15 protein-coding genes are annotated in these 22,986 nt (G+C 45.5%); 8 read left to right on the top strand and 7 right to left on the bottom strand.

All coding sequences use genetic code 11. The features are described 5' to 3' along the window. Positions 1 to 4 precede the first annotated feature (4 nt). The 3 genes from QUA24_RS21545 to ftsH2 form a co-directional block, all read right to left on the bottom strand. A complete protein-coding gene (locus tag QUA24_RS21545) occupies positions 5 to 1,294 on the bottom strand; it encodes an aminopeptidase P N-terminal domain-containing protein (RefSeq protein WP_333231932.1) in 1,290 nt (429 codons plus the stop codon). 249 nt (positions 1,295 to 1,543) lie between these two features. Beyond that, positions 1,544 to 1,954: a hypothetical protein gene (locus QUA24_RS21540; RefSeq protein WP_333231931.1), complete on the bottom strand. Its 411-nt coding sequence runs from the start codon at positions 1,952 to 1,954 to the stop codon at positions 1,544 to 1,546. 133 nt (positions 1,955 to 2,087) lie between these two features. Next, positions 2,088 to 3,974, bottom strand: coding sequence for an ATP-dependent zinc metalloprotease FtsH2 (ftsH2, locus tag QUA24_RS21535; RefSeq protein WP_333082514.1), 1,887 nt, complete (start codon positions 3,972 to 3,974; stop codon positions 2,088 to 2,090). Positions 3,975 to 4,296: 322 nt separating this feature from the next. Here ftsH2 and QUA24_RS21530 point away from each other — a divergent pair, with 322 nt between their 5' ends. Both QUA24_RS21530 and QUA24_RS21525 read left to right on the top strand, forming a co-directional pair. After that, entirely contained in the window at positions 4,297 to 5,379 is a 1,083-nt protein-coding gene (locus QUA24_RS21530) for a ParM/StbA family protein (protein WP_333231929.1), read from the top strand. Positions 5,380 to 5,399: 20 nt separating this feature from the next. Further along, entirely contained in the window at positions 5,400 to 5,918 is a 519-nt protein-coding gene (locus QUA24_RS21525; RefSeq protein ID WP_333231927.1) for a hypothetical protein, read from the top strand. A gap of 317 nt (positions 5,919 to 6,235) precedes the next feature. On the opposite strand, the gene QUA24_RS21520 is transcribed toward QUA24_RS21525, so the two are convergent. The 3 genes from QUA24_RS21520 to QUA24_RS21510 all read right to left on the bottom strand — a co-directional run bounded on the left by QUA24_RS21520 (position 6,236) and on the right by QUA24_RS21510 (position 9,277). Continuing rightward, complete coding sequence (locus tag QUA24_RS21520) at positions 6,236 to 7,159, bottom strand: hypothetical protein (protein WP_333231925.1); 924 nt, start codon at positions 7,157 to 7,159, stop codon at positions 6,236 to 6,238. Between the two features lie 239 nt (positions 7,160 to 7,398). Then, positions 7,399 to 8,796 (bottom strand): magnesium transporter, encoded by a 1,398-nt coding sequence (gene mgtE / locus QUA24_RS21515; protein WP_333231924.1) that lies wholly within the window; start codon positions 8,794 to 8,796, stop codon positions 7,399 to 7,401. A 223-nt stretch (positions 8,797 to 9,019) separates the two neighbouring features. Next, a complete protein-coding gene (locus QUA24_RS21510) occupies positions 9,020 to 9,277 on the bottom strand; it encodes a hypothetical protein (protein WP_333231922.1) in 258 nt (85 codons plus the stop codon). Between the two features lie 674 nt (positions 9,278 to 9,951). Between QUA24_RS21510 and QUA24_RS21505 the strand changes: the two genes are divergently transcribed. From QUA24_RS21505 to QUA24_RS21495, 3 genes are all read left to right on the top strand, one after another. After that, positions 9,952 to 15,444, top strand: a complete 5,493-nt coding sequence (locus tag QUA24_RS21505; RefSeq protein WP_333231920.1) for a PAS domain S-box protein — start codon at positions 9,952 to 9,954, stop codon at positions 15,442 to 15,444. A 126-nt stretch (positions 15,445 to 15,570) separates the two neighbouring features. Beyond that, a complete protein-coding gene (locus QUA24_RS21500) occupies positions 15,571 to 18,666 on the top strand; it encodes a response regulator (protein WP_333231919.1) in 3,096 nt (1,031 codons plus the stop codon). A gap of 10 nt (positions 18,667 to 18,676) precedes the next feature. Next, positions 18,677 to 19,651 carry a diguanylate cyclase gene (locus tag QUA24_RS21495; RefSeq protein ID WP_333231917.1) on the top strand — a complete coding sequence of 325 codons (975 nt, stop codon included), beginning with the start codon at positions 18,677 to 18,679 and terminating at the stop codon, positions 19,649 to 19,651. 343 nt (positions 19,652 to 19,994) lie between these two features. Here QUA24_RS21495 and crcB read toward each other — a convergent pair whose 3' ends face one another. Continuing rightward, positions 19,995 to 20,393, bottom strand: a complete 399-nt coding sequence (gene crcB, locus QUA24_RS21490) for a fluoride efflux transporter CrcB (protein WP_333167890.1) — start codon at positions 20,391 to 20,393, stop codon at positions 19,995 to 19,997. A gap of 128 nt (positions 20,394 to 20,521) precedes the next feature. Here crcB and QUA24_RS21485 point away from each other — a divergent pair, with 128 nt between their 5' ends. The 3 genes from QUA24_RS21485 to QUA24_RS21475 all read left to right on the top strand — a co-directional run. After that, positions 20,522 to 21,151: a macro domain-containing protein gene (locus tag QUA24_RS21485; RefSeq protein ID WP_333167894.1), complete on the top strand. Its 630-nt coding sequence runs from the start codon at positions 20,522 to 20,524 to the stop codon at positions 21,149 to 21,151. A 380-nt stretch (positions 21,152 to 21,531) separates the two neighbouring features. Further along, complete coding sequence (locus QUA24_RS21480) at positions 21,532 to 22,137, top strand: hypothetical protein (protein ID WP_333231915.1); 606 nt, start codon at positions 21,532 to 21,534, stop codon at positions 22,135 to 22,137. A 163-nt stretch (positions 22,138 to 22,300) separates the two neighbouring features. After that, positions 22,301 to 22,986: amino acid--tRNA ligase-related protein (locus QUA24_RS21475; RefSeq protein WP_333231913.1), on the top strand; the 686-nt coding region annotated here is incomplete at its 3' end.

The following is a 22,986-nucleotide window of genomic DNA, read 5'->3' as shown; positions in this document are numbered from 1 at the left end:
TCCTTTATTTAGGAACTCCCGCCGTCAAGACTTCATGACTTTCCAATGTCACCAAAACATCATCTTCAATTCTCACGCCAATACCGCGCCATTTTTCAGGAACCTCCGGCTGTCCTTCAACGGGTTTAATATAAGGAGAAATATAAATCCCCGGTTCCACCGTCAGCACTTGTCCTGCCTGCAAAACTTGCGGATTTTCGCCGTACTGATAAACGCCGACATCGTGCACATCCAATCCCAGCCAATGACCAGTGCGGTGCATATAAAAAGGCTTGTATTTCTCTTCTTTAATTATCTCTTCAATATCCCCCACCAAAAGTTTTAAATCCATTAAACCTTCCACCAAAACGCGCACCGCTGTTTCATGAATTTTGGTGTAAGGATTTCCGGGATATACTTGACTAATTGCCTGCAATTGTGCTTGCAAAACTAAGTCATAAATTATCTGTTGTTCGGCTGTAAATTTGCCGCTAACAGGAAAAGTGCGAGTAATATCGGCGTTGTAGTACCCGCAAGCACAACCAGCATCTATTAGCAGCAAATCGTTTTCCTGCATTTGGCGGTTGTTTTCGATGTAGTGGAGGACGCAGGAATTGTAACCGGATGCAACAATTGAAGGGTAAGCCGGAGTGCAGCCATTTAAGCCAAAAGTATGTTCTATTTCAGCTTGAATTTCATATTCGTATCTGCCCGGTTTGGCGAATTCTTGGGCGCGGTTGTGCGCTGCAACTGAGATATTAGCCGCTTTTCGCATTAATGCTAATTCTGTTTCGCTTTTCACCAGCCGCATCGGGTGTAAAATGATGTTGGAATCTTCGATTGCTGTGGGGCCTGTGCCGCGTTTCGGATAGGTTGCCATCAAGCGCTGCCAGTGATTGAGGACTGTTTGGTCGAAAGTACGATCGCGCCCGAAGTGATAGTATATGCGATCGGCCTTTTCTAAATATTTCGGCAGTTTTTCGGCAAGTTCATTAATCGGGAAAGCTTCATCCGCGCCGTACAATTCCTTAGCGCCTTCTACTCCGGCGCGATAACCGTGCCAAGTTTCTTTTTCCAAGTCTTTTGGCTGCACAAACAAAACAAATTTGTGTTCTTCATGGTGTGGCGCGAGCACTGCTACCGCCGCAGCTTCGTTGAAACCGGTTAAATAGAAAAAATCGCTATCTTGTCGGTAGGCATATTCTACATCGTTGTGCATGACGGCTGCGGGCGCGCTGCGAAATATCGCTGTCCCGCTGCCAATTTTTGCCATTAATTGTTCGCGTCTTTGCCGATATTCAGTGGGGTTTGTCATCCGATTTTAGATTTTAGATTTTAGATTTTAGATTTTAGATTGAGTGTAATATTAACACTCGGCGGTTGAAACGGCTAAGTTTACGGGCACACAGACTTGCACCTGCAAGGCAAGGGTTGAAGATATAGGCGATCTGTTTTTTTTCTGGGTCTACAGCAGTTCTCAATCTTGGTGAGGTATGCCCTATGCCCACGGAGGCCTATGCCCGCTTATCAAGCGTACACCTCATATTACTAAGAAAGGCTATACTTATTTATTCTCTTGTTCTGCGATCGCCAATTTACAAGTATACTCAACCAGCCGAGACAAAGATGAGTTGCCATCGACTAAAGTCCATTTCGGAGAGAAATTCGACCAATTTTCGCCATCTTGGCTAACTCTGACAGTTCTCAACTGTCGTTGCTGGCAGTCAACTTCCATTTGCGCCAACAATTTATCGTTACTAAACTGTTGAGTTACTAAAATAGTTCTGACTGGATAAGAGGGAGCACCGGGAATATCGGATTTACTTAATTCAACGCTGCTGGAGTCGATGCAAATATCTACAAAACATCTTGATTTTTCGGCGCGGGCGCTCAAAGTATTGACACCAAAAAAAATAAAAGCTGCTATAAAAAAAAATGACAAACTCTTAGTATGTAGGGCAAATGTAGTATTCATCTGCGTTAATTGGCGTTTAGGGGCGGTTTAATATTATTGACAGTTTAATAAAAAAGTAGGGACGTGGCAATAGTCTTGCGTCCCTACTTTTTAAAGACACAGCAAGGCCGTGTCCCTAATTTTTAAACAAGTCTTAAAGCTGAGGAACGTATTGTTCTTTTTCAGGAACAAAAGTGTATTCAGAGACGATTAGGCGCAACTCTTCGCCGTCGATGGTTTCTTTTTCAATTAACAAATCGACTAAGCGATCAATCACAGTGCGATTTTCGCGAATAATTCGGCGCGCGTCGTCGTAGCAGTGATCGACAATCGATCGAACTTGTCCGTCAATCCGAGAGGCTATTTCTTCGGAATATTCCGATCGGGCTGTGTAGTCGCGGCCGAGGAAAATTTCGCTTTGCTGGGCTTCCAGGGCGATCGGGCCCAAGGTAGACATCCCGTAGCGAGTCACCATTTGCCGCGCCATGCCGCTTACTTGCTGCAAGTCGTTGCCGGCACCGGTGGTTACTTCGGCATCGCCGAAAACTACTTCTTCGGCTGCGCGGCCACCCAAAGCACCGCTAATCCGGGCTAAAATTTGCGATCGAGAAATCAAACCTTGGTCTTCGCTGGGCATGAACCAAGTCAAGCCGCGGGCCTGTCCGCGAGGTACTAAGGTAACTTTTTGAACTGGATCGTGGGCTTGAATGATTGTACCGACGATCGCGTGGCCGATTTCGTGGTAAGCAATCAAGCGCTTGCTCTTGCTGTCCACCAAGGGAGTGCCTTCCATACCTGCTACCACGCGATCGACTGCATCGTCAACTTCGAGCATCGTAATCGCTTCTTTCCGGCGGCGGGCGGTTAAAATCGCAGCTTCGTTGAGCAAGTTAGCCAAATCAGCGCCGGTAAAACCAGGAGTGCGGCGGGCGATGGCGTCCAAAGAAATCTCCGGAGACAGTTTCTTGTTGCGCGCGTGAACTTCCAAAATTTCCAAGCGGCCTTTAATATCCGGCGTATCTACGCTAACTTGGCGGTCAAAACGTCCCGGACGCAGCAACGCTGAGTCGAGCACGTCGGGGCGGTTCGTAGCAGCAATGATGATAATGCCAGTATTGCCCTCAAAACCGTCCATTTCGGTCAGCAACTGGTTCAGGGTTTGTTCCCGTTCGTCGTTACCGCCGCCGATACCGGCGCCGCGCTGGCGGCCCACTGCATCGATTTCATCGATAAAGATGATGCAAGGAGCATTTTCTTTAGCTTTCTTGAACAAGTCCCGAACGCGGGAAGCGCCGACACCGACGAACATTTCCACAAATTCCGAACCGGAGATGCTGAAGAAAGGCACGCCGGCTTCGCCTGCGATCGCTTTTGCCAGCAAGGTTTTACCGGTTCCGGGAGGGCCCACTAGCAGCACGCCTTTGGGAATCTTCGCCCCGACTGCGGTGAAGCGTTCGGGTTTTTTGAGGAATGTCACTACTTCTTGTAGTTCTTCTTTGGCTTCCTCAACGCCTGCTACGTCGTCGAACAGTACGCCTGTTTTAGCTTCCATTTGAAAGCGAGCTTTGGATTTGCCAAAATTCATGGCTTGGCCCGGGCCGCCGGGAACGTTGCCACCGCGGCGGAAGAGGAAAAACAGACCTCCTACTAACAAGAGGGGAAATACTAAATTGCCTAAAAGTCCCCAGACAGCACCGTCGTTGCGTAGTGGGTGAGTGTCGAAGCTGATTTTGGAGTCTCTGAGCCTAGAAACCAGTTCCGGGGCATTTGAGGGCAAGTCTACCCGCCACCGCTGCTCGTGATTGTCCAGTTCGGGATCGACTGCTAGGACAATAGCCGTCCGACCTCCGTCGTAAAGGTCAACGCTGGTCACTCGACCGGCGTTTAAGTAATCTAAGAATCTACCGTAGCTCAGGCGGGTGCTGGCGGTGTTCTTGCTCATTTCTGCCGGGGATGGGGCAAAGGCTCCCTGCCACAAGAAAAAGCCGATGACTAAGGCGGGTAAAGTCCAAAGTAGTATAGTTCGCCAAGAAATTTTCATAAATGCGGATGCCTTGAATTGGGGACAGATCGGGTAAGATCGCGGTGTCGGAGAAGTGCGACAAAAGTTTACACTCAGAATCTTAACTAAATTTAACTTAACAATGCACTCTCAGGCAACAGAGCTTCGAGGACGATCGCTCCAGAAAAAGTTAGGTTAGTTACGGTAAGGGCGATCGTCCCGAATATAATATTTGGTGCTGATTTCGATACCGATCTAGGTAGAGTTAGAAGAATCGCCGCAAAACCCACTGTCTTTAAGCGTGGCAGTGTCAAGGGATAAGGCATGATAATGGTGAGGCTCAGTGAGGTAACACATTTCAATGACAACTAGACAGCTTGTTCCTAATTCGGCTATGCTGACCCAGCAGACTAAAGTCGCTTCTAACAAATCGATTATTAGTGCTGATTTGGGTCGGACGGCAACTAAAGCTTGCGTGAGTCGCAACCCGAGTGGCGTTGTTTTCATCCCTGCCAACGTGGCTACTATGCCCGTGGAAAAGGTGCGGGGTGGCAGCTTTGAGTCCAAAGCAACAGACCCTCTGTTGGATATGTGGCTGGAGTACCAGGGCAAGGGCTACGCGATCGGTCAACTGGCTGCAGATTTTGGCGCTAATCTCGGTGGCGCCGATCAGTCGAAAGTAGTAGATGCTTTGGTTAAGGTCTTTTCCTGTGCTGGATATTTCCAGATGAAAGGCGAAATAGCAGTTGTGCTGGGTTTGCCGTTTTATTCGCAGGATCAGTTTGAGAAGGAAAAGGAAGAGATTATCAGCCAACTGCGCTCTCCCCACGTTGTGGTGTACCGGGGCGAGCGGGTGGATATTAATATCAGTCACGTTTGGGTGATGCCGGAAGGGTTCGGCAGCCTGATTTGGTGCGAGGCTCAAGATAATAAGGAGTTTACGCCGGAGTTGCCGGAACTGTCGGTGGCCGTTGTGGATATCGGACACCAAACTACCGATTTGTTAATGGTCGATCGTTTCCGTTTCGCCCGGGCGGCTTCAAAGAGCGATTCCTTCGCAATGAACAAGTTCTACGAACAAGTTGCCTCAAAGATTCCGGGAGCAGACCCTCAATCTCTGTCTTTACTGGAAGCGGTGAATAAACCCGAGGGCCAGCGTTTTTACCGTCCCAGAGGAGCGACTAAGCCGACTAATTTAGATCCGATTATTAAGGATTTGCGGGAGGCTTTCGCTAACGAACTGTCCGAACGTTTGGTGCAGTGGCTGCCCGAACGTGTGACGGATGTGGTTCTGACTGGCGGTGGCGGCGAGTTTTTCTGGGAGGTTTTGCAACCTTTGCTTAAAGACGCCAATCTTAAGGCTCACTTGGCTCAGCCTTCCCGGAAAGCTAATGCTTTGGGACAGTTTATTTATGCTGAGGCTCAGCTAGCCACGATAAAGTAACGCATTAAGGCTTGAACCCTATGGCACTGTGGGCAAAAAATAAGGCGAATTTCTCGGTGGCGTTTACGGAAGATGCTGCGGATCAAACTTTGCTGGCCGCTATTGAAAAAGAGTTGGCTTTCACGAAGTATCAGACTTTCAGCAATCTCTGCAAGCAAGCTTTGTGGCAGTTTTTGTCTGTATCTGAGTCTGCTAGCTCTACACAGAGCTTTCAGCGGTTGGAACAGCGTATTGCTGAACTTGTGGAAAAATTTGCTGAGTTTGAGCACAATGTTTCGGCAGAGGAATTAAGCCGTTTGGAGGGACTGGAACATCACCTGAGTCAACTCAGCGCCCAGTTGGATCAGTTGCAGGGGAGTGTTAACAGTAAGTTTGCTCAAGTTTCTTTTGCCCCAGTTTCAAAAGTAGTAGAGCCTGGCCCGATTGAGTCTGAATCTGTGGCGGATGATAATGTAGTGCCTGATGCTGAGGTTGCTCCTCCTCGGAATTCCGATCCTTTGTTGGAGCGTTTAAGTTCTTTGTTACCCCAAGATTTCTAAAATGAGGTAGACCCAGGCTACAAAGCCTTGAGATGTAATGTTAGTGGCCCGCTGTTGGCAGCCGGTACTGAATACAGAAACAAAGCGATCGCTCTTTTGAAAAAAAAGGGTGATCGCTTTGTTATTTGTCAGTTGTCAGTTGACTGTTGACTGTTGACTGTTTTTTGTGGTTACAAATTATATCAAATCCGTTACCATCGGAATAGTAAATTCGAGTTAACTGTTGACTGTTGACAGTGAACAGTGAACAGTGAACAGTGAACAGTCAACCGTCAACAGTCAACATCATTCCGGTGTAACCGGAAATGATATTACCATTATTCGATTAATCCTAATTTTTGTAATCGCGAACGAATCGCACTAGGCTGTCGCTGAAATCTCTGAGCTAATTCGTCAATTTGTTGACCGCTAGCATATTCTTTCTTCAAATTTTCGTCTTCATCCTGACTCCACTTGACATAAGCTCTGGGATATTTCTGGCGAATTTTCTCATTCTGGGTTTTAGGTCGATAACCATTCTTTTGATCGGCATTCAAACCAGAACTCAACTGTGGGTTAATTGCCCCACCGCGACTAGCTAGCGCCTCTTGCACGCGGTTGGGAATTACAGCAATTTCTTCTGAGAGCTCAGCCAAAGCATTGTCTACTTTTTGCTGAAGTTCTGTTAGCTGCCGCTGCTGCAAACTGCCCCACTGTGGCAGTTCGTTGATAAACTGCTGCAAGTCCAGAATTATTGTTGTCAAAGTTTCGACTTGTTGCAACTCCGGTCGCTGTTTGAATTGGCGGCTGGTGAGTTCGATCTCGCTTTGAATCATTTTAATAGTTTTTTCTAAAATTATTAGTCGCTGGCGCAGGTTCTCAATTGCTGAAATTAGAGAGTGTACGTTTTCTCCAGGCCCAACATTGAGATTTTCGCGAGATGTTTGAGCAACAGCTTCGTCTAAAGCATTAACAGCAAGTTGCAATTGCTCGATCGCGCGATCGGTAGTAGCTGCTTGCTGATTTACCCGATCGAACGTGGCGGCCGTACTTGCTTTAACTTGCCCGTGCAACTTCTGCCGGTTCACAAAATTCAACACCAACGAAATCACTACAGGCACTTGAGCATAAACGCTCTGCCCCCAAACCAAACTAGCAGCCAATCCCACAGCAGAGGCAGCAAGAAAAACCAGTTCAGCAGTTTCTAACAAATTGCTCGACTTGGGATTTTGAATTTTGGTGGGTGAATTGGATGATGACATAGGCTAATACCATTTTAGATTTTAGGTTTTAGATTTTAGATTTGAAATGACTGATGAAGCTCGGAGTTTGGATAGCGAACCTATAGTTGCATTATTTTTTTCAACTGGTACAACTATGCGGATAAAAATAAAGTAAGCGCGAGCGCACCTATCCGGTATGGAATCGGACGCCGACCGCGAAATTAGCAGTGGTGAAAAACAGATTAAGTTTTTTATTCACAGCCATCTAATTAAATATATTAAATCTGCAAAATTAGTCGAGCTAAAGTGAAATAAATCAAGACCCCGAGGACATCAACTGCGGTGGTAATAAAAGGAGCAGACATTAAAGCGGGGTCTAAACCCAAAGAACGAAATAAAAACGGCAGAGCTGAACCGGCAATAGAAGCTAAAATTGCGATCGCAAACAAACTCACTCCCACCGCGAGTGCCACTGCTAAACTCCCTTGCAGAGTATAAGCCCAGCCCGTCGCTACAGTCCCCAATATACCTCCTAGCAGCGCTCCCGCCATCCCCTCGCGAACAATTACTTGAAACGGGCCCATTGCTGTAATTTCGTCAGTGTTCAAACCGCGAATTACAACTGTTGAGGACTGAGCTCCGACATTGCCTCCAGTGCCAGTCAGCAGGGGAATAAAGGCTGCTAGGGCAACTACTTGGTGCAAAATATCTTCTTGAGCTCTAATAATTGCGCCGGTGACAGTATTAGTTAAAAGCAGAACAAACAGCCACACGACCCTTTTGCGGGCAACGGTAATTAAATCAGTCTGAAAATAATTGTCGCCGCCGGACTGGACGCCGCCCAAGGTATAAATATCTTTGGCTGCTTCTTGTTCTAAAATGTCGATCGCGTCGTCAACTGTAATGATCCCGACCAGCCGCTGTTCGCGGTCTACAACGGGTACAGCTAAAAAATCGTAACGTTGGATCAGCCTAGCTACTTCTTCTTGATCCGTGCTAGTTTGAACAGAAACTACGTCGCGGGTCATAATTTCGCCGACAGTTTTGTCGAGGGGCGAAGTGACTAAATCCCGCAAGGATAAAATGCCGGTCAAGCTGCGTCCGGCGTCGGTGACGTAAAGAGAATAAATTGTTTCGGTAGTTTTAGCCAAAGAGCGAATTCGGTCTAAAGCTTGGGCGACGGTAAAGCTTTCTTTCAGAGAAATATATTCCGGAGTCATGATCCGACCGGCGGTACTGGCTTCGTAACCCAAAAGTTGAGCCGTAGCTTCCCGTTCCGTCGAGCTCAATTCACCCAACAGGCGACGGACTAATATTGCCGGCAGTTCGTCAAAGAGTTTAGCTCGATCGTCCGGGGACATTTTGTCTACAATATCAATGACTTCTTGGCGTTTGAATTTTTCGCAGAGGGACTGCTGAACGCTGGAGTCGAGATATTCGTAAACTGCGATGGCTTCGTCTTTGGAAAGCAAGCGGAAAGCTATTACTTGCATGGTTTCTGGCAGGCCTTCGATAGCTTCAGCTATGTCTGCTTCCTGCACCGGGTGCAAAATCGCTTTTGCCCCTTTAAAGTCTCCTTCTTCCAACAGGGCCCTTAACTGCGATCGAACTAATTCCCGCAGTTCTTTTCGCGCGTAGGTGGGTAGAGAAGACGATTGATAACTTTTTTCTGTCACTGATGACCCTCCTAAACCTGTGCTGCGCGCCTTCCTGAATCCAGTTTAGAGCCTATTGACGCCACTGGTTGCAGCGATCGGACTTGCCCTGACAATATCCACACCTGACCCCTATTCTTCTGGTGCGCGCCCAGTATCTTGCCCGCTTTGTTGGGTTCAAATACATTTATCTTGATCGGCGACACTCATCGTTAGGAAAGGAGAATTTCGCCCGACTCACTTTTTACAACAGGTTTGTCGAACTTTGATTGCGAATATAATTATTGACTGTTTCTTTCCATTCAGTGTCGCTTGCTGGCAAGATTATGCCGTAAGAAATGCAGGTTAAAGGCTTCTCCGGTATAACTGAATATTGGCTTGGAGTTAAACCCTGTTTCAGTGCTTCTCCTACTAAGAGCATTCCGTCGCTAGCGAAGGCATCGATTGCTCCTGATACCGCATCTTCTAGACCCGACTGCCTGCCCGCGATACCTTCATACAAAGGCGTAGGGCTAAGATTTAGACTTTCATATCAAATCAAGGAACAGGGAACAGGAAAATGATTTTATGTAGGAATGGGTCTCAAAAGCTGCATCGGAATAGTGTAGAATTATCACACAAAAAATGTGACATTACAAGGTGCGTATTGTGGGATAAAAATTCTTTTCGCTCTTAATTTTGTTACGGAATGTTTAAACTTGTATCTTTTCCTTAACCCTTTTATATTCTTTACCAAATCTTTATTTTTTTTTGTATAGGGTCTTGTTATCGTTGCTTCAAGCGAGCTTACAGCACTTTGCAACAAGAGTGAAATACCCCTTAGTTAAAAAATAGGTCTTTATGACATACTGCCCCTGCTGCTCGAATCAAATGCTCCGTCACGTTCGCCAGCATCAAATCTACTGGTTTTGTCGCCAATGTTGGCAAACAACACCTATTTACAATCTGAACAGATGTTGCTCATCGCCCTCTCTAAATCTAGTTAAAGAGCTAGGGCTTAATGAACAACATTCTTTGCCGGTGAAATCTAATAGCTCAGTGGAGGGGGTATAAAGTTTAAATATTGTCTTATGCCTAACTGGTTTTCACGCTCTAAACTTTTTTTATTGCCTCATTAAATTACCCAACTCTAGCCCAAGAAAGGGAATACACATCTATTCATTTATCGCTTGATTTATGATGATACCTCGACTCAAGGGAATTATAACTTTATGCCAAACACCACTTAAACGATTGCTACCTCTTTTGCTTGGTGTGGTGGCCTCTCTTGGTGTTTTATTTACGTGGCAACAGCTAACCATCAACGGACAAATTCACATTGAGCAGTTAATTCAGCAGGAAGCCAATGCGATTCAGTCAAAACTGACCGAAGAATTATCAATTCGGATGCTGACACTTCGACAAATGGCGAATCGCTGGGAAGCCAATGGCGGTACACCAAATGCTCTTTGGGAAGCCGATGCTGAGGCTTATGTAAAGGATTTCTACGGTTATCAGGCGATCGCATTAGTCGATCCATCATTTAAAGTGCGATCGATTGTGCCACTGGCTGGGAATGAGGCAGCGCAAAACCTAGATCTTAATCGGGAACTGCGTCGCAAAATCACTTTACAAGTGGCTCGTGATTTGCGTCAACCTATGTTAACTCGCAATGTTTCACTCGTTCAAGGTGGTCAAGGATTTCTAGCAACTTTTCCTTTATTTGTAGGGGAGCGGTTTGATGGGTTTATTGTCGGAGTTTTTAAGTTTAAAACTCTATTTGACAGTATTTTAAAAGTGCTTCCTGGGTACAAGGTGGCTATATATGATGGCACACAATTGATCTACGGTCAAGAGCTTTTATCTCATTATTCACTGCATAAAACAGTTGTAATAAGAGCCTATAGTGCCGAGTGGCGACTAGATATTTATCCAAACTTATTATATTTAGTAGAAAAGGAAGATTTTTATTTGCCAACAGTTGTGTTAATTGGTGGCTTAATTTTAGTGTTGCTGCTGATTTTGGTCGTGTATCTCGCACAAGTTAGTTATGGCAAAGTCGATAAATTCAAAAAAGTAAATCGCCAGTTGCAGTGGGAAATTCACCAACGACAACGGGCCGAAATTGGGATCGCTCGACTAGCTGCGATCGTTGAATCTTCGGAAGATGCCATTCTCAGTAAAGATTTAGAGGGCGTAGTTACCAGTTGGAATGTAGGAGCCGAAACAATTTTTGGCTATACAGCGGCAGAAATAGTAGGGCAATCAGGGAGAAAACTGATTCCTGCAGACTATCGAGATGAGGAAAACGAAATTCTCACCAAAATCCAGCGAGGAGAACGCATCGAACACTACGATACAAAGAGGCTGAGGAAAGATGGAACATTAATCGATGTTTCGATGAGTGTCTCCCCTATTAAAGACCAAGTAGGGAATATAATTGGAGCCTCAAAGATTGCCCGGAATATTGCTGACCGCAAACAAGCAGAAGCAGCACTACGTGAAAGTGAAGAACGCTGGGAACTGTCTGTACGCGGGAATAATGACGGCATTTGGGATTGGAATGTTCAAACCCATGAGGCCTTCTTTTCTAGTCGCTGGAAGGAAATGCTGGGCTATGAAGACCAGGAAATCCAAAACATTCTAGACGAATGGAGTAATCTGGTACATCCTGATGATTTGGGATGGGTGATGCAAGCCGTTCAAGACCATTTTGCCAAGAAAACTCCTTTTTATATCACAGAACATCGCGTTCGCTGCAAAGATGGTTCCTACAAATGGATTTTGGATCGCGGTCAGGCGCTTTGGGATGATGCAGGTAACGTAATTCGGATGGCTGGCTCTCACACCGACATTACGGAGCGCAAGCAAGCTGAATTTGCTTTACAGGTCAGCGAAGCCAGATATCGGCAATTAATCGATAACTTAAATGCAGGTTTTGTGATTCATGCGACAGATACCAGCATTCAATTATGTAATGAAAGAGCTGGTGAATTACTAGGGCTTTCAATGGATCAAATGCTGGGAAAAACTGCGATATCTCCGGCCTGGCATTTTGTGCGGGAAGATGGCAGCGTGATGCCCCTAGAGGAATATCCGGTAAATCAGGTTTTATCCAGTGGAAGTTCCCTCAAAAATTATGTTTTAGGAATCAAAAAAGAAATGGATAGTTGTGCTTGGGTATTAGTTAATGCCTACCCCGAGTTCGATCAACACGGTAAAATCATACAAGCTGTAGTTACGTTTATTGATATTAGCAAGCGCAAAAAAGTAGAGCTGGAAATCCAGAAAACTCGCAATTTCTTACAAGCACTGCTGGATCATCTACCGCTCGCAATTTTTGTTAAGGACGCAGAGCCTAAACGATTTGGCGTATTTCAGTTTTGGAATAAAACCAGCGAACGATTATTTGGCATCTCAGCCGAAAACGCGATCGGCAAAAGCGGCTATGATTTTTTCCCAACAGAACAGGCTATCTTTTTTGATCAAAAGGATAGAGAAGCTTTTGAAAAAGGTAAGGCCGAGGATATTGCTGAAGAAATTATTGACAGTCATAGTCTGGGAAAACGTTGGCTGCATACGGTGAAGATTCCCATTTACGACGAACAGCATCAGCCCCAGTACCTACTTTGTTTTTCAGAAGACATCACCGATCGCAAACACGCAGAAGCAGAGCTTAGAGAAATGAGTGAGGTGATGAAAAATGCGGTGTCCGGCATTTCCAAACTGGATGTACAAGGGCACTACCTCTATGTGAATAAAGCGTATGCTGACATGACAGGCTATCAGCCAGAAGAAATGAGCGGGATGTCCTGGGAAAAAACCGTAGATCCCGATGAGTTGAAAAGACTGGTTGCAGCCTATGGGCTGATGGTGCAAGAGGGCAGAGTTGAAGTTGAAACGAAAGGGCTTTGTAAAGACGGTTCGGTTTTTTATAAACAATTGGTGATGATTTCAACTTACGACGAACAGCACCAATTTATGGGGCATTACTGCTTCATGAAAGATATTAGCGATCGCAAAAAAGCCGAACTTGCACTAGAACAGGAACTCTTGCGGAGTAAAACCTTCTTCAACACTTCCCTGGACGGTGTTGTTGTCATGGATTCCGTCGGAAAAGTTGTCGAAGCTAGTCCCAGTTTTGCTCAAATGCTGGGCTACACCCTAGAAGAAACCCTGAATCTGAGTCTGTTTGATTGGGATGCTGAATGGACGAGGGAAGAACTACAACTTATGCTCCAGAGAGAGGAGATTATTCCGCTGTTTGAAACGCGACATCGCCGCCAGGATGGTTCTGTATATGACGTGGAAATTAGCTGGAACCGGGTGGAATTACAAGATGAGATGATGAACTTCTGTATCTGCCGAGATATTAGCGATCGCAAACGCAACGAAGCGGAACGCCAACAAGCAGAACAGGCACTCCGAGAGAGTGAAACTCGCTTCCAAGCCTTCATGAATCACAGCCCTGCCTCTGCCTGGATTACCGATAAAAATGGTGTAATGCTTTATGCCAGCCAGACTTATCTCAATACCTTCGATCTACCCACTGACAATGTGATTGGAAAGTCCCTTTTTGAACTTTACCCCGCCGCCATCGCCCAACAATTTCTAGACAATATCCAAACCGTTGCTCACACCAACGAGCTAATTGAAACGATTGAGATTGCGTCCCGTCGAGATGGAACCCTGGGTGAGTTTCTGGTTTACAAATTTCTCATCCCCGACTTATCTGGGCAAATGCTAGTAGGTGGTGTGGCGATCGATGTGACACGACAACATCAAGTGGAAACCGCTTTACAACGCAGTGAGGAACGCTTAATGCTGGCACTAGAAGCCTCTGGAGATGGACTATGGGATTGGAAAATTGAAACTGGAGAAGTTTACATTAATTCCTACTACCAGGAGATGCTGGGCTACAAGCCCGGTGAGTTGGTGATGGATGTGAACGTGTGGGAACAGATGATTCATCCTGATGATACATTGTGGGTTTTTGACGCTCTCAATAGTAATTTGCAAGATAGCTCTCTCAAATATGCCTTTGACTATCGTGTGCGTTGCCAGTCAGGTGAGTGGAAGTGGATCGCTAACTACGGGAAAGTCGTTGCCTACGATGAAGATGGTAAGCCTTTACGGATGATTGGAACGCACAAAGACATCAGCGATCGCAAATGTAAAGAACTGGCACTGCAGCACGCAATGGAAGCAGCAGAAGCAGCGAACTTGGCAAAAAGTACCTTCCTAGCCAATATGAGCCACGAATTACGCACTCCTCTCAACGTAATTCTAGGATTTGCTCAGGTGATGGCCCATGACTCCTCCCTAACTCTCAACCAAAAACAAGATCTGCAAACAATTCGACGGAGTGGAGATCACCTCTTGAGTTTGATTAACGATGTGTTGGATCTCTCGAAAATTGAATCGGGACACTGCACAGTTGAAGACAGCGGATTAGACTTAATTGCGCTGCTGCATTCCCTCCGAAATATGTTGGCGGAACGAGCAAGTTCTAAAGGACTTGACCTTTGTTTCCAGATTGCGCCAGAAGTTCCCCAATTTATGATTGTCGATGCTCAAAAACTGCGCCAGGTTTTGCTGAATCTGGTGAGTAATGCCATCAAATTTACCGATCGGGGAAGCATTACTTTGCAAGTCAGTATAGAGGCGAACGGTACAGGGGCATTAACCACAACTCGGCCGATTCTCCAGTTTGTAATCGCTGACACAGGTGTAGGGATTGCATCGGTCGAACTCGATACTATCTTCGATGCGTTTGTGCAAGCCCAAGCTGGGAAGCGATCGATCGGCGGTACGGGGCTAGGTCTCACCATTAGTCGCAAATTGTTGGAAATCATGGGCGGAAAAATTTCTGTTAGCAGCACTCTGGGACAGGGGAGTACCTTCACCTTTACCCTTCCCGTCAGCCCGATCAGTGGAGTTAATGTTACACCCGAAGAGAATAATCGCCTCGTGATTGGGCTGGCTCCCAGTCAAGGGGATCATCGCATTTTGGTGGTTGATGATCAAGCAGAAAATCGCTTGCTAATGGTCAGATTACTGACACAATTAGGATTAGAGGTAAAAGAAGCTACCAACGGACAGCAAGCTGTGCAGATTTGGCAACAATGGCAACCAGACCTAACCTGGATGGACATTCGGATGCCCGTGTTAGATGGATACGAGGCTACGAAGCAAATTCGGGCTATGGAAGACGGACAGAACAGTATCATTATTGCACTTACGGCCCAGGCTTCCCAGAGCGATCGCGCCCTCGCCCTGGCTGCTGGCTGCAACGACTACATCAGCAAGCCGTTCCGGGAACAGACCCTATTTCTTAAGATGGCGGAATACCTAGGCTTAGAGTATGTATATCAGGAAGAGGAAACAGAAAAAGGGGAACGGGGAACAGATTGTTTTCCTTCTTATTTCTGTTCTGTTGCCTCTTCCGTTTCAGATTCCCTCGATCCAATGCTTCTGGCGACATTACCAAAAGTATGGGTGGTTGAGTTGGAAGATGCTGCTTTATGTGGGGATGATGTTGCGATCGTTGAACTGGTAGCTCAACTTTCCTCAGAATTCACTCAATTCGGTACTCATCTGACGGAACTCGCCAACCAGTACCAATTTGAGAAAATCATTAATCTAATTCGAGGTAATTTCCCAAGTGTAATTCCTCCATTGGATTTATAAACTGTTGTGCAGTTAAACGTTTGATTAGGACTAGGGAGTTAGGAACAGCCAACAAGAATACAATCTAGTTATTGGTAATTATTGACCAAAGCCTCCTTGATTTTTATTTAACATTACTGCTCTAAAATGCCTCCTAAAATTACCAAGTTTTCCCAAATCACTCCTTTAACTTTAACAAGCTTAGAGGAATGCAGTGAAGAATCCGTGTATGCTCCTGGTCATATTCAGCCCCACGGAATCGTTTTATTGATGCAAGGAAACAGCCTCAATATTTTACAAGCTAGCGAAAATGTAGAACAGTTTTTTGGCATTTCTGCCCTAGAATTGCTAGGTCAGCCATTGCCAGATTTATTGGGTCACGAGCAAGTACAAGAAATTGTCAGGCATCTAAATCAAGAAGAACTCAACATTCATAATACTTTCGATCTAAAAATACCTCTAAAAGACGGGAAGATTCAAACATTTAGAAGCACACTGCATCAACTACCAGATGAGTTGATTCTGGAGCTCGAACCCCAATTGACTATTGAAAATAATCATTCAATAGATTTTTATCAGCGTCTGCAAACAGTTATCCTCAACTTTCGCAGTGCGATCGATATTTCGGATTTAGCTCAAACCATTGCTAAAGAAGTAAAAGCCATGACCGGGTTCGATCGCGTGATGATTTATCGCTTTGAAGCCGATGACCATGGGATGGTGATTGCTGAAGAGAAAGAAAGCTATCTAGAAAGCTACCTGGGATTGCATTACCCGGCGATCGATATTCCCGTACCCGCCCGCAAATTGTTTTACCGCAATTGGATACGCCAAATTCCCAATATCAATTACACTCCGGCCCGCCTAATTCCTACCAACCATCCCGTAAGCGATACACCCCAGGATCTAAGTGCTTGTGTGTTAAGGGGAGTATCTCCCTACCACATTGAATATTTGCAGAATATGGGAGTGGCTGGGACACTGACGATTTCGTTAATTGACGATCGGCGTCTCTGGGGATTAATTGCCTGTCACCATTACAGCCCGCGATTGGTAGATTACGAAACTCGCAAAACCTGTGAATTTTTAGGACAATTTGCCTCGATCGAACTGGTGCATCAGCAAGATCGAGAATTGAACGTTTACCGATCGCAGGCGAAAACTATTCAGGATCAACTTCAGCAGGCATTCCGGCGAGATTCTAATTTTATCGAACAGGTATTGAGCGAAAATGCTTCTCAATTGCTAGATTTAGTTCATGCTCAGGGAGCTGCAATTCTGCTCGATGGTCGTCTGATATTGGTGGGTCAAACACCATCGGAAGCTGAGGTAGACGAACTCGTGCAATGGTTGCTGGAACAGAATAAAGAACGAGTGTTTGCAACAGCTTCTTTGTCTCAGTTGTATCCACAAGCCAAGCAATTCAAAGATCGAGCTAGCGGTGTTTTAGCAATCTCAATCTTCCTATGCTATACCAAACAAAAGTCATACCATATCCTTTGGTTCCGACCCGAACAAATTCAAACCATAAACTGGGCAGGTAATCCACAGGATGCTGTGTCGATCGACGAAATTGGAAAAATGCACCTGTGTCCCCGCAAATCCTTTGAACTGTGGCAAGAGACAGTGCGGGAGATGTCTTATCCTTGGCAGATTGCAGAGTTAGAAGCTGCCGCCGAAATGAGGCATATCCTCATGCTGGCGGTGTTAGAATTTTCGCAAGCTGCCCTAGAACACGCTGCACAAAAGGCAGCAATAGCCAACCGTGCCAAAAGCCAGTTCCTTGCGAACATGAGCCACGAACTCAGAACGCCACTCAACGCCATTCTGGGATTTACCCAGCTTATGAACCGCAGCCCCTATATCCCAGAAGAATTTCAAGAGCATTTAGGGATCATTACCCGTAGTGGAGAACACCTGCTGACATTGATCGACGATGTTTTGCAAATGTCTAGGATTGAAGCAGGGCAATTGGTACTGAGTCGAAGCTGTTTTAATCTGCATCGACTGCTGGGTTCTATTAACGAGATGTTCAGCATCAAAGCGCCTGAGAAAGGGTTACATCTGAGCAGCGAGTGGGATGCTACTGTTCCCCGTTATGTCTGTGGGGATCAAGCAAAACTTCGCCAAATATTGATTAATCTGCTGGGGAATGCTATCAAATTTACAACAACAGGAAGCATAGCCCTGCGCGGACGAGCTTTTTCATCAGATGATATGCCATCCGGTACAATTTGCGATCGCGCCACTAATCCACCTGATATTAAACCAACTATTACCCTGTGTCTCGAAGTTGAGGATACCGGATCTGGCATTTCTCCCTCAGATTTAGAATCAATTTTTGACGCTTTCATGCAAACCAATCGCGGTCGCAACGATCGAGGAACAGGTTTAGGACTGTCTATCAGTCGTGAGTTTGCACGTCTGATGGGAGGCGATATCACCGTGCGAAGCACCCTGAATCGAGGCTCGACTTTTACCTGCCAAGTTGTTTTAGAACTACCAGAGTCCCTTGATTTAGAGGAACCTGAAATTAGCGATCGGATTATCGGGCTCGCACCTGGGCAACCTATCTACCGAATTCTAGTAGCAGAAGACGTTCCAGAAAATCGGCAACTGCTGGTGACACTGCTGGAGTCATTTGGGTTTGAGGTGTGTGCGGTGGAGAATGGAGCAGAGGCGATCAATCGTTGGCAAACATGGAACCCTGACCTGATTTTGATGGACATTCAAATGCCTGTCATGGATGGTTATGAAGTGACGAGACAGATTCGATCACAACAGTCATTAGTCATTAGTCATGAGTCATCAGCAGATAACTCAGGGCAAATGTCACAGGAGAACAGACCAATGACACGCATCATTGCCCTGACTGCCTATGCTTTTGAGGACGATCGTATCGCCAGCCTGCAAGTTGGTTGCGATGACTACATTGCCAAGCCGTTTACTGAAGACACACTTTTCGAGAAAATAGCTCATCACTTGGGCGTCCGCTACTGCTACGCCGAAAAACTTCCGCCAAAATCATCAGCTTCGCCACCAAAGATATTTACTCCAGACTTTAAAACCATGCCAGCCAAGTGGATTGCAGAAGTTCATGAAGCAGCACTAGATCTTAGTGATAATAAGCTTTATGAACTTATTGCTCAAATTCCCAAGGATAAACAAGATTTCATCGCGGCGATGACATCTTTGGTCGATAACTTTCAGCTTGAAACGATCGCAACTCTCACCCAGATTTAGGAACAAGCCCATGACAAATCTATTCAAACTTGCGGCCGAAAGGAATATTCTCATCGTGGATGATACCCCAGACAATCTGCGCTTGTTAGCCAAAATTTTAGAGTCACAGGGCTATATTGTGCGTAAAGCCCTCAACGGCAGGATGGCACTCCAAGGTATTCATCGCGACCCACCTGCTCTAATTTTACTTGACATCAATATGCCAGAGATGAATGGGTACGAAGTCTGCCAAAAGTTAAAAGCATCTGAAGCGAGTGCTCAGATACCGGTTATTTTTATCAGTGCGCTCGAACGACTGGAAAACAAGGTACAAGCCTTTGAACTGGGTGGTGTAGACTATATTACCAAACCCTTTCAAGAGCAGGAAGTGTTGATGCGAGTAAAAAATCAATTACTCATCCAACAGCAACGCCAACAACTGCTCGAACAAAATCAACGTTTAGAACATGAAATCCAAGAACGTCTGAGGGCAGAAGCAGAAGTAAGGCAGCTATCCGTGACCGATGAATTAACTGGCTTATATAACCGACGAGGCTTTTTTTTACTAGCCGATCAACAATTGAAAATTGCTCGACGCACGCAAACATCCTATTTTATTTTGTTCGCTGACTTAGATGGTTTGAAAAAGATTAACGACACTTTAGGACACGAAATGGGAGACAGAGTAATCTTTGACGCAGCTCAAATTTTGAAGCAAACCTTTCGTGATGCGGATATTGTTGCTCGACTGGGAGGAGATGAATTTGCTTTATTTATTCCTAACTTTTCGGGTAATTCATCTACTAATTTTCATGCCCGGCTGCAAGAAAATATAGATCGCTTTAATCAACAGTCCGAGCGAGGTTATATATCAATAAGTCTTGGTGTGCAGTTTGGGGATTTAAATAATGAAGTTTTATTAGAACAATTGCTGGCAAAGGCTGACAAACTCATGTACGAGCATAAACGCACCAAACGCTGTTTAAATCCTCAACCGTTCTTTTAAGAACAACTATATCGGAGTGCCATAAGCATTATTTATTAAACGTGAGTTCAACCGAGAAAGAGTAAACTGAAAACAAGGTAGGGAAAAAGCTTAAAAAGTTTAGCCCCTCAGCCGGAAAACACGATGCAGTAAACATCATCACACCTAAACCTGACAGGGTAGCAACCCCCTTAAAAGCTCTGCCTGTATTAGGTTAAGGGTGTGTGCGATCAAAAAATTTCGTAGGTATTGTCCACAATTTTGAGCTAAAATCGCCTGACTGATTCTGTATGGGTGGAGAGTTTGCCTACAGTTGTATTCTTTGTTTAAGCTGGTATTATTTGCACAAACCGATTTTATTTATTTATTTGCCCGATTGCGCTAAAATGATGCCTAACTGAACTGCAATTACTCCTAGTATGGCACTGCCTGCCCAGTAAAAAGCGGCGATGCTGTAAGATCGATCGCGCCACAAGACATTCGTCTCTAAACCGTAAGTTGAAAAAGTAGTATAAGCACCCAAAAAGCCCGTTGCTACCATTAACCGCACTTCCGACGGAATAGTCGGCACTCGTTCAAAAGCGAGGGTAATAAAAAATCCCATAGCCAAGCAACCCGTGATGTTAATAAAAAAAGTTCCGTAGGGAAAAGCCGTACCGAAACGGCTGGCAAACCACAAGGTGATATAATAGCGGCTCAAAGCGCCGGCAACGGCACCTAAACTAATTGCGATCGGATGGCGCAGATTCGGGTCTTGCAGCATACAGCTATTAAATATTTGCTACTTGATATAGAGATGGATTTTAGATTCAGCGGACTTATGTAAAGTATTGTAGGATTAAATTGGCGATCGCTCTAGCTATTCGCAATTAAAATTAAGAGAGAGTATTTATGCAAATTGTGCTGGCTACCTTAGACGATGGCTTAGTTAGAGCGTGGGAAAGCACTTGCGGCAGTATGAAAAATGTAAAGATACATCACGGTTCAATATTTGATGTGAAATGCGATGCTATTGTTAGTCCGGGGAATAGTTTTGGTTTCATGGACGACGGCTTAGATTTAGAAATTTCGGAATATTTTGGAGGGCAGGTTCTTGAACGCTTGCAAAAACTAATTCAGGCTCGACATCACGGCGAACTCTTAGTAGGAATGGCAGAAATTGTAGACACCGATCATGCTGAAATTCCCTATTTAATAGCTGCACCAATTATGCGCGTTCCCACAGTTCTAAGAGAAACAGTAAATGTTTATCTAGCAACACGCGCTATTTTGACTCTTGTAAAATTTGGCTCAGTCCCAGATGGAACGCCAGTCAAACATATAATTGAAACTATCGCTATTCCCGGCATGGGTACGGGAATGGGCAAAATGCCTCCACATATCTGCGCCAATCAAATGAAAGTTGCGCTCGAAGAGATCCTCTTATCTCAGTACGAATTTCCTCAATCTTTACTGCACGCTCAAAGATGTCACCACTTGTTATATACGGACGAGAGCGAAGATTTGCAGTTGGAAAATTGAAACTATTAAATTTGCCCGTTTTATTGTGTTGAGAAACCAAGTTTATTAATGTGTGTTTTTTTAGGTATAGAGACTTATCACAAATTTAAGTGCGCTAAACCGTACCTACAAGTTGGCGGTATCCTACACATGAAAGCAACTTTGGTAGATATAATGTAATAGAACTGAGATCATTCCAACTAGGTAAGCGCGGATACAAAAGTTGATAAAGCTGGAACAAGAATTGCCTAGTTCTTATTAAATGCCAGAATTCCTTCTGGCGCTACACGTACAAAGTCTGTATAAAAGACCACAATTCTTCTGGCGCTACACCTACAAAGTCTGCATCCGGGGACTGTTAGTTTTTTTGAAAATGTTTACTACCACAGGAGAAGATTGATATGACAGATCCAAAAGTAACCGAAGAACCAATTTTAGAGGCAACTCTCGAAACGACGGAGCTCGTCAAAAAAGAGATGCCCGACGCGACTGATGAGGCGATCGCAGAAACTGCGGCGCTGTTTGAAGCAATTAAAAAACGCGCGACAGCCGAAGTGCAAGCAGCGGGCGAACTCACCCGCGAAGCTTATTTAAAAGCTGTCAATAAGGCCTCCGGGGCGATCGAAGATAATAAGGATCTCGCCCACGAGAGATTCACAGAAGCAGTCAGGCTGATTAAACAAGAAACTGAGAAAAATTGGCTGGTGGTAGATGCGATTAAAACGCGGGCGCAAGCGCAGGTGCAAGATGCCGGCGAAGTCAGTCGCGAAGCTTATTTGAAAGCAGTGCGACAAGCGCGAGAAGCGGTAGAACAAAATAAACTGATCGAACGCGATCGCATCGAACAAGCTGTTGACCACATTCACACGGAAGCTGAAAAGAATTGGCACCTTATTGTGAAGCAAATTGAGTCGATCGGCACTCGCTTGACGGATGCGGCTAAGTCTGCATGGAACGCGCTGACGGCGTTTTTTGACAAGTCTCACAGCGATCGCGGAGATTCCTAGAAGGGCCAGCCGGGGGTTGGGAACTCCCAGCGGGTTGTTAGGGTAGTTAGCTTTGGAATTAATTCCAAAGCTAATGCCGATCGTGCGTGCATTTGCATTCAGCAGAAGTTTCAGGCATACTGCATAATTAAAAAGCTTTATTTTTAGTCCACAACCCCCAATTATGAGAAGTTACTACTGCGGCGAACTGCGAAGCAAACACATCGGAGAGACTGTCACCCTTTACGGCTGGGTGGATCGCCGCCGCGATCATGGCGGGGTGATTTTTCTGGATGTGCGCGATCGATCGGGTATTGTGCAAATTGTCAGCGATCCTGAACGCACCCCCGATTCCTATCACGGGGCTGAGGCTTTACGCAGCGAATACGTGGTTAAAATTACTGGGCGAGTCACCAACCGCCCCGAAGATTCCCTCAACCCGAAATTGCCTACGGGTGAGGTGGAAATTTACGCTGACGAAATTGAGTTGTTGAATGCGGTTCGCAAACAGTTACCGTTTCAGGTGGCGACGGCGGAAAATGAAAGCGTGCGGGAAGATTTGCGCCTGAAATATCGGTATTTGGACTTGCGGCGCGATCGTATGAGTCGCAATTTGCAGCTTCGCCACCAAGTTGTGAAAGCGATGCGCCGCCACTTGGAAGATGTGGGAGGTTTTATTGAAGTTGAAACACCGATTTTAACGCGATCGACTCCTGAAGGTGCGAGAGATTATTTAGTGCCCAGCCGCGTCAATTTGGGCGAATGGTACGCTTTGCCGCAGTCGCCGCAGTTGTTCAAACAATTGTTAATGGTTTCGGGTTTAGACAGATATTATCAAATTGCCCGCTGTTTCCGCGATGAAGATTTGCG

The organism is Microcoleus sp. Pol12B5, assembly GCF_036701335.1.
Lineage (GTDB): Bacteria > Cyanobacteriota > Cyanobacteriia > Cyanobacteriales > Microcoleaceae > Microcoleus.
Note: the sequence above shows the minus strand (reverse complement) of the source record. Positions and strands in the feature narration are given on the sequence as shown.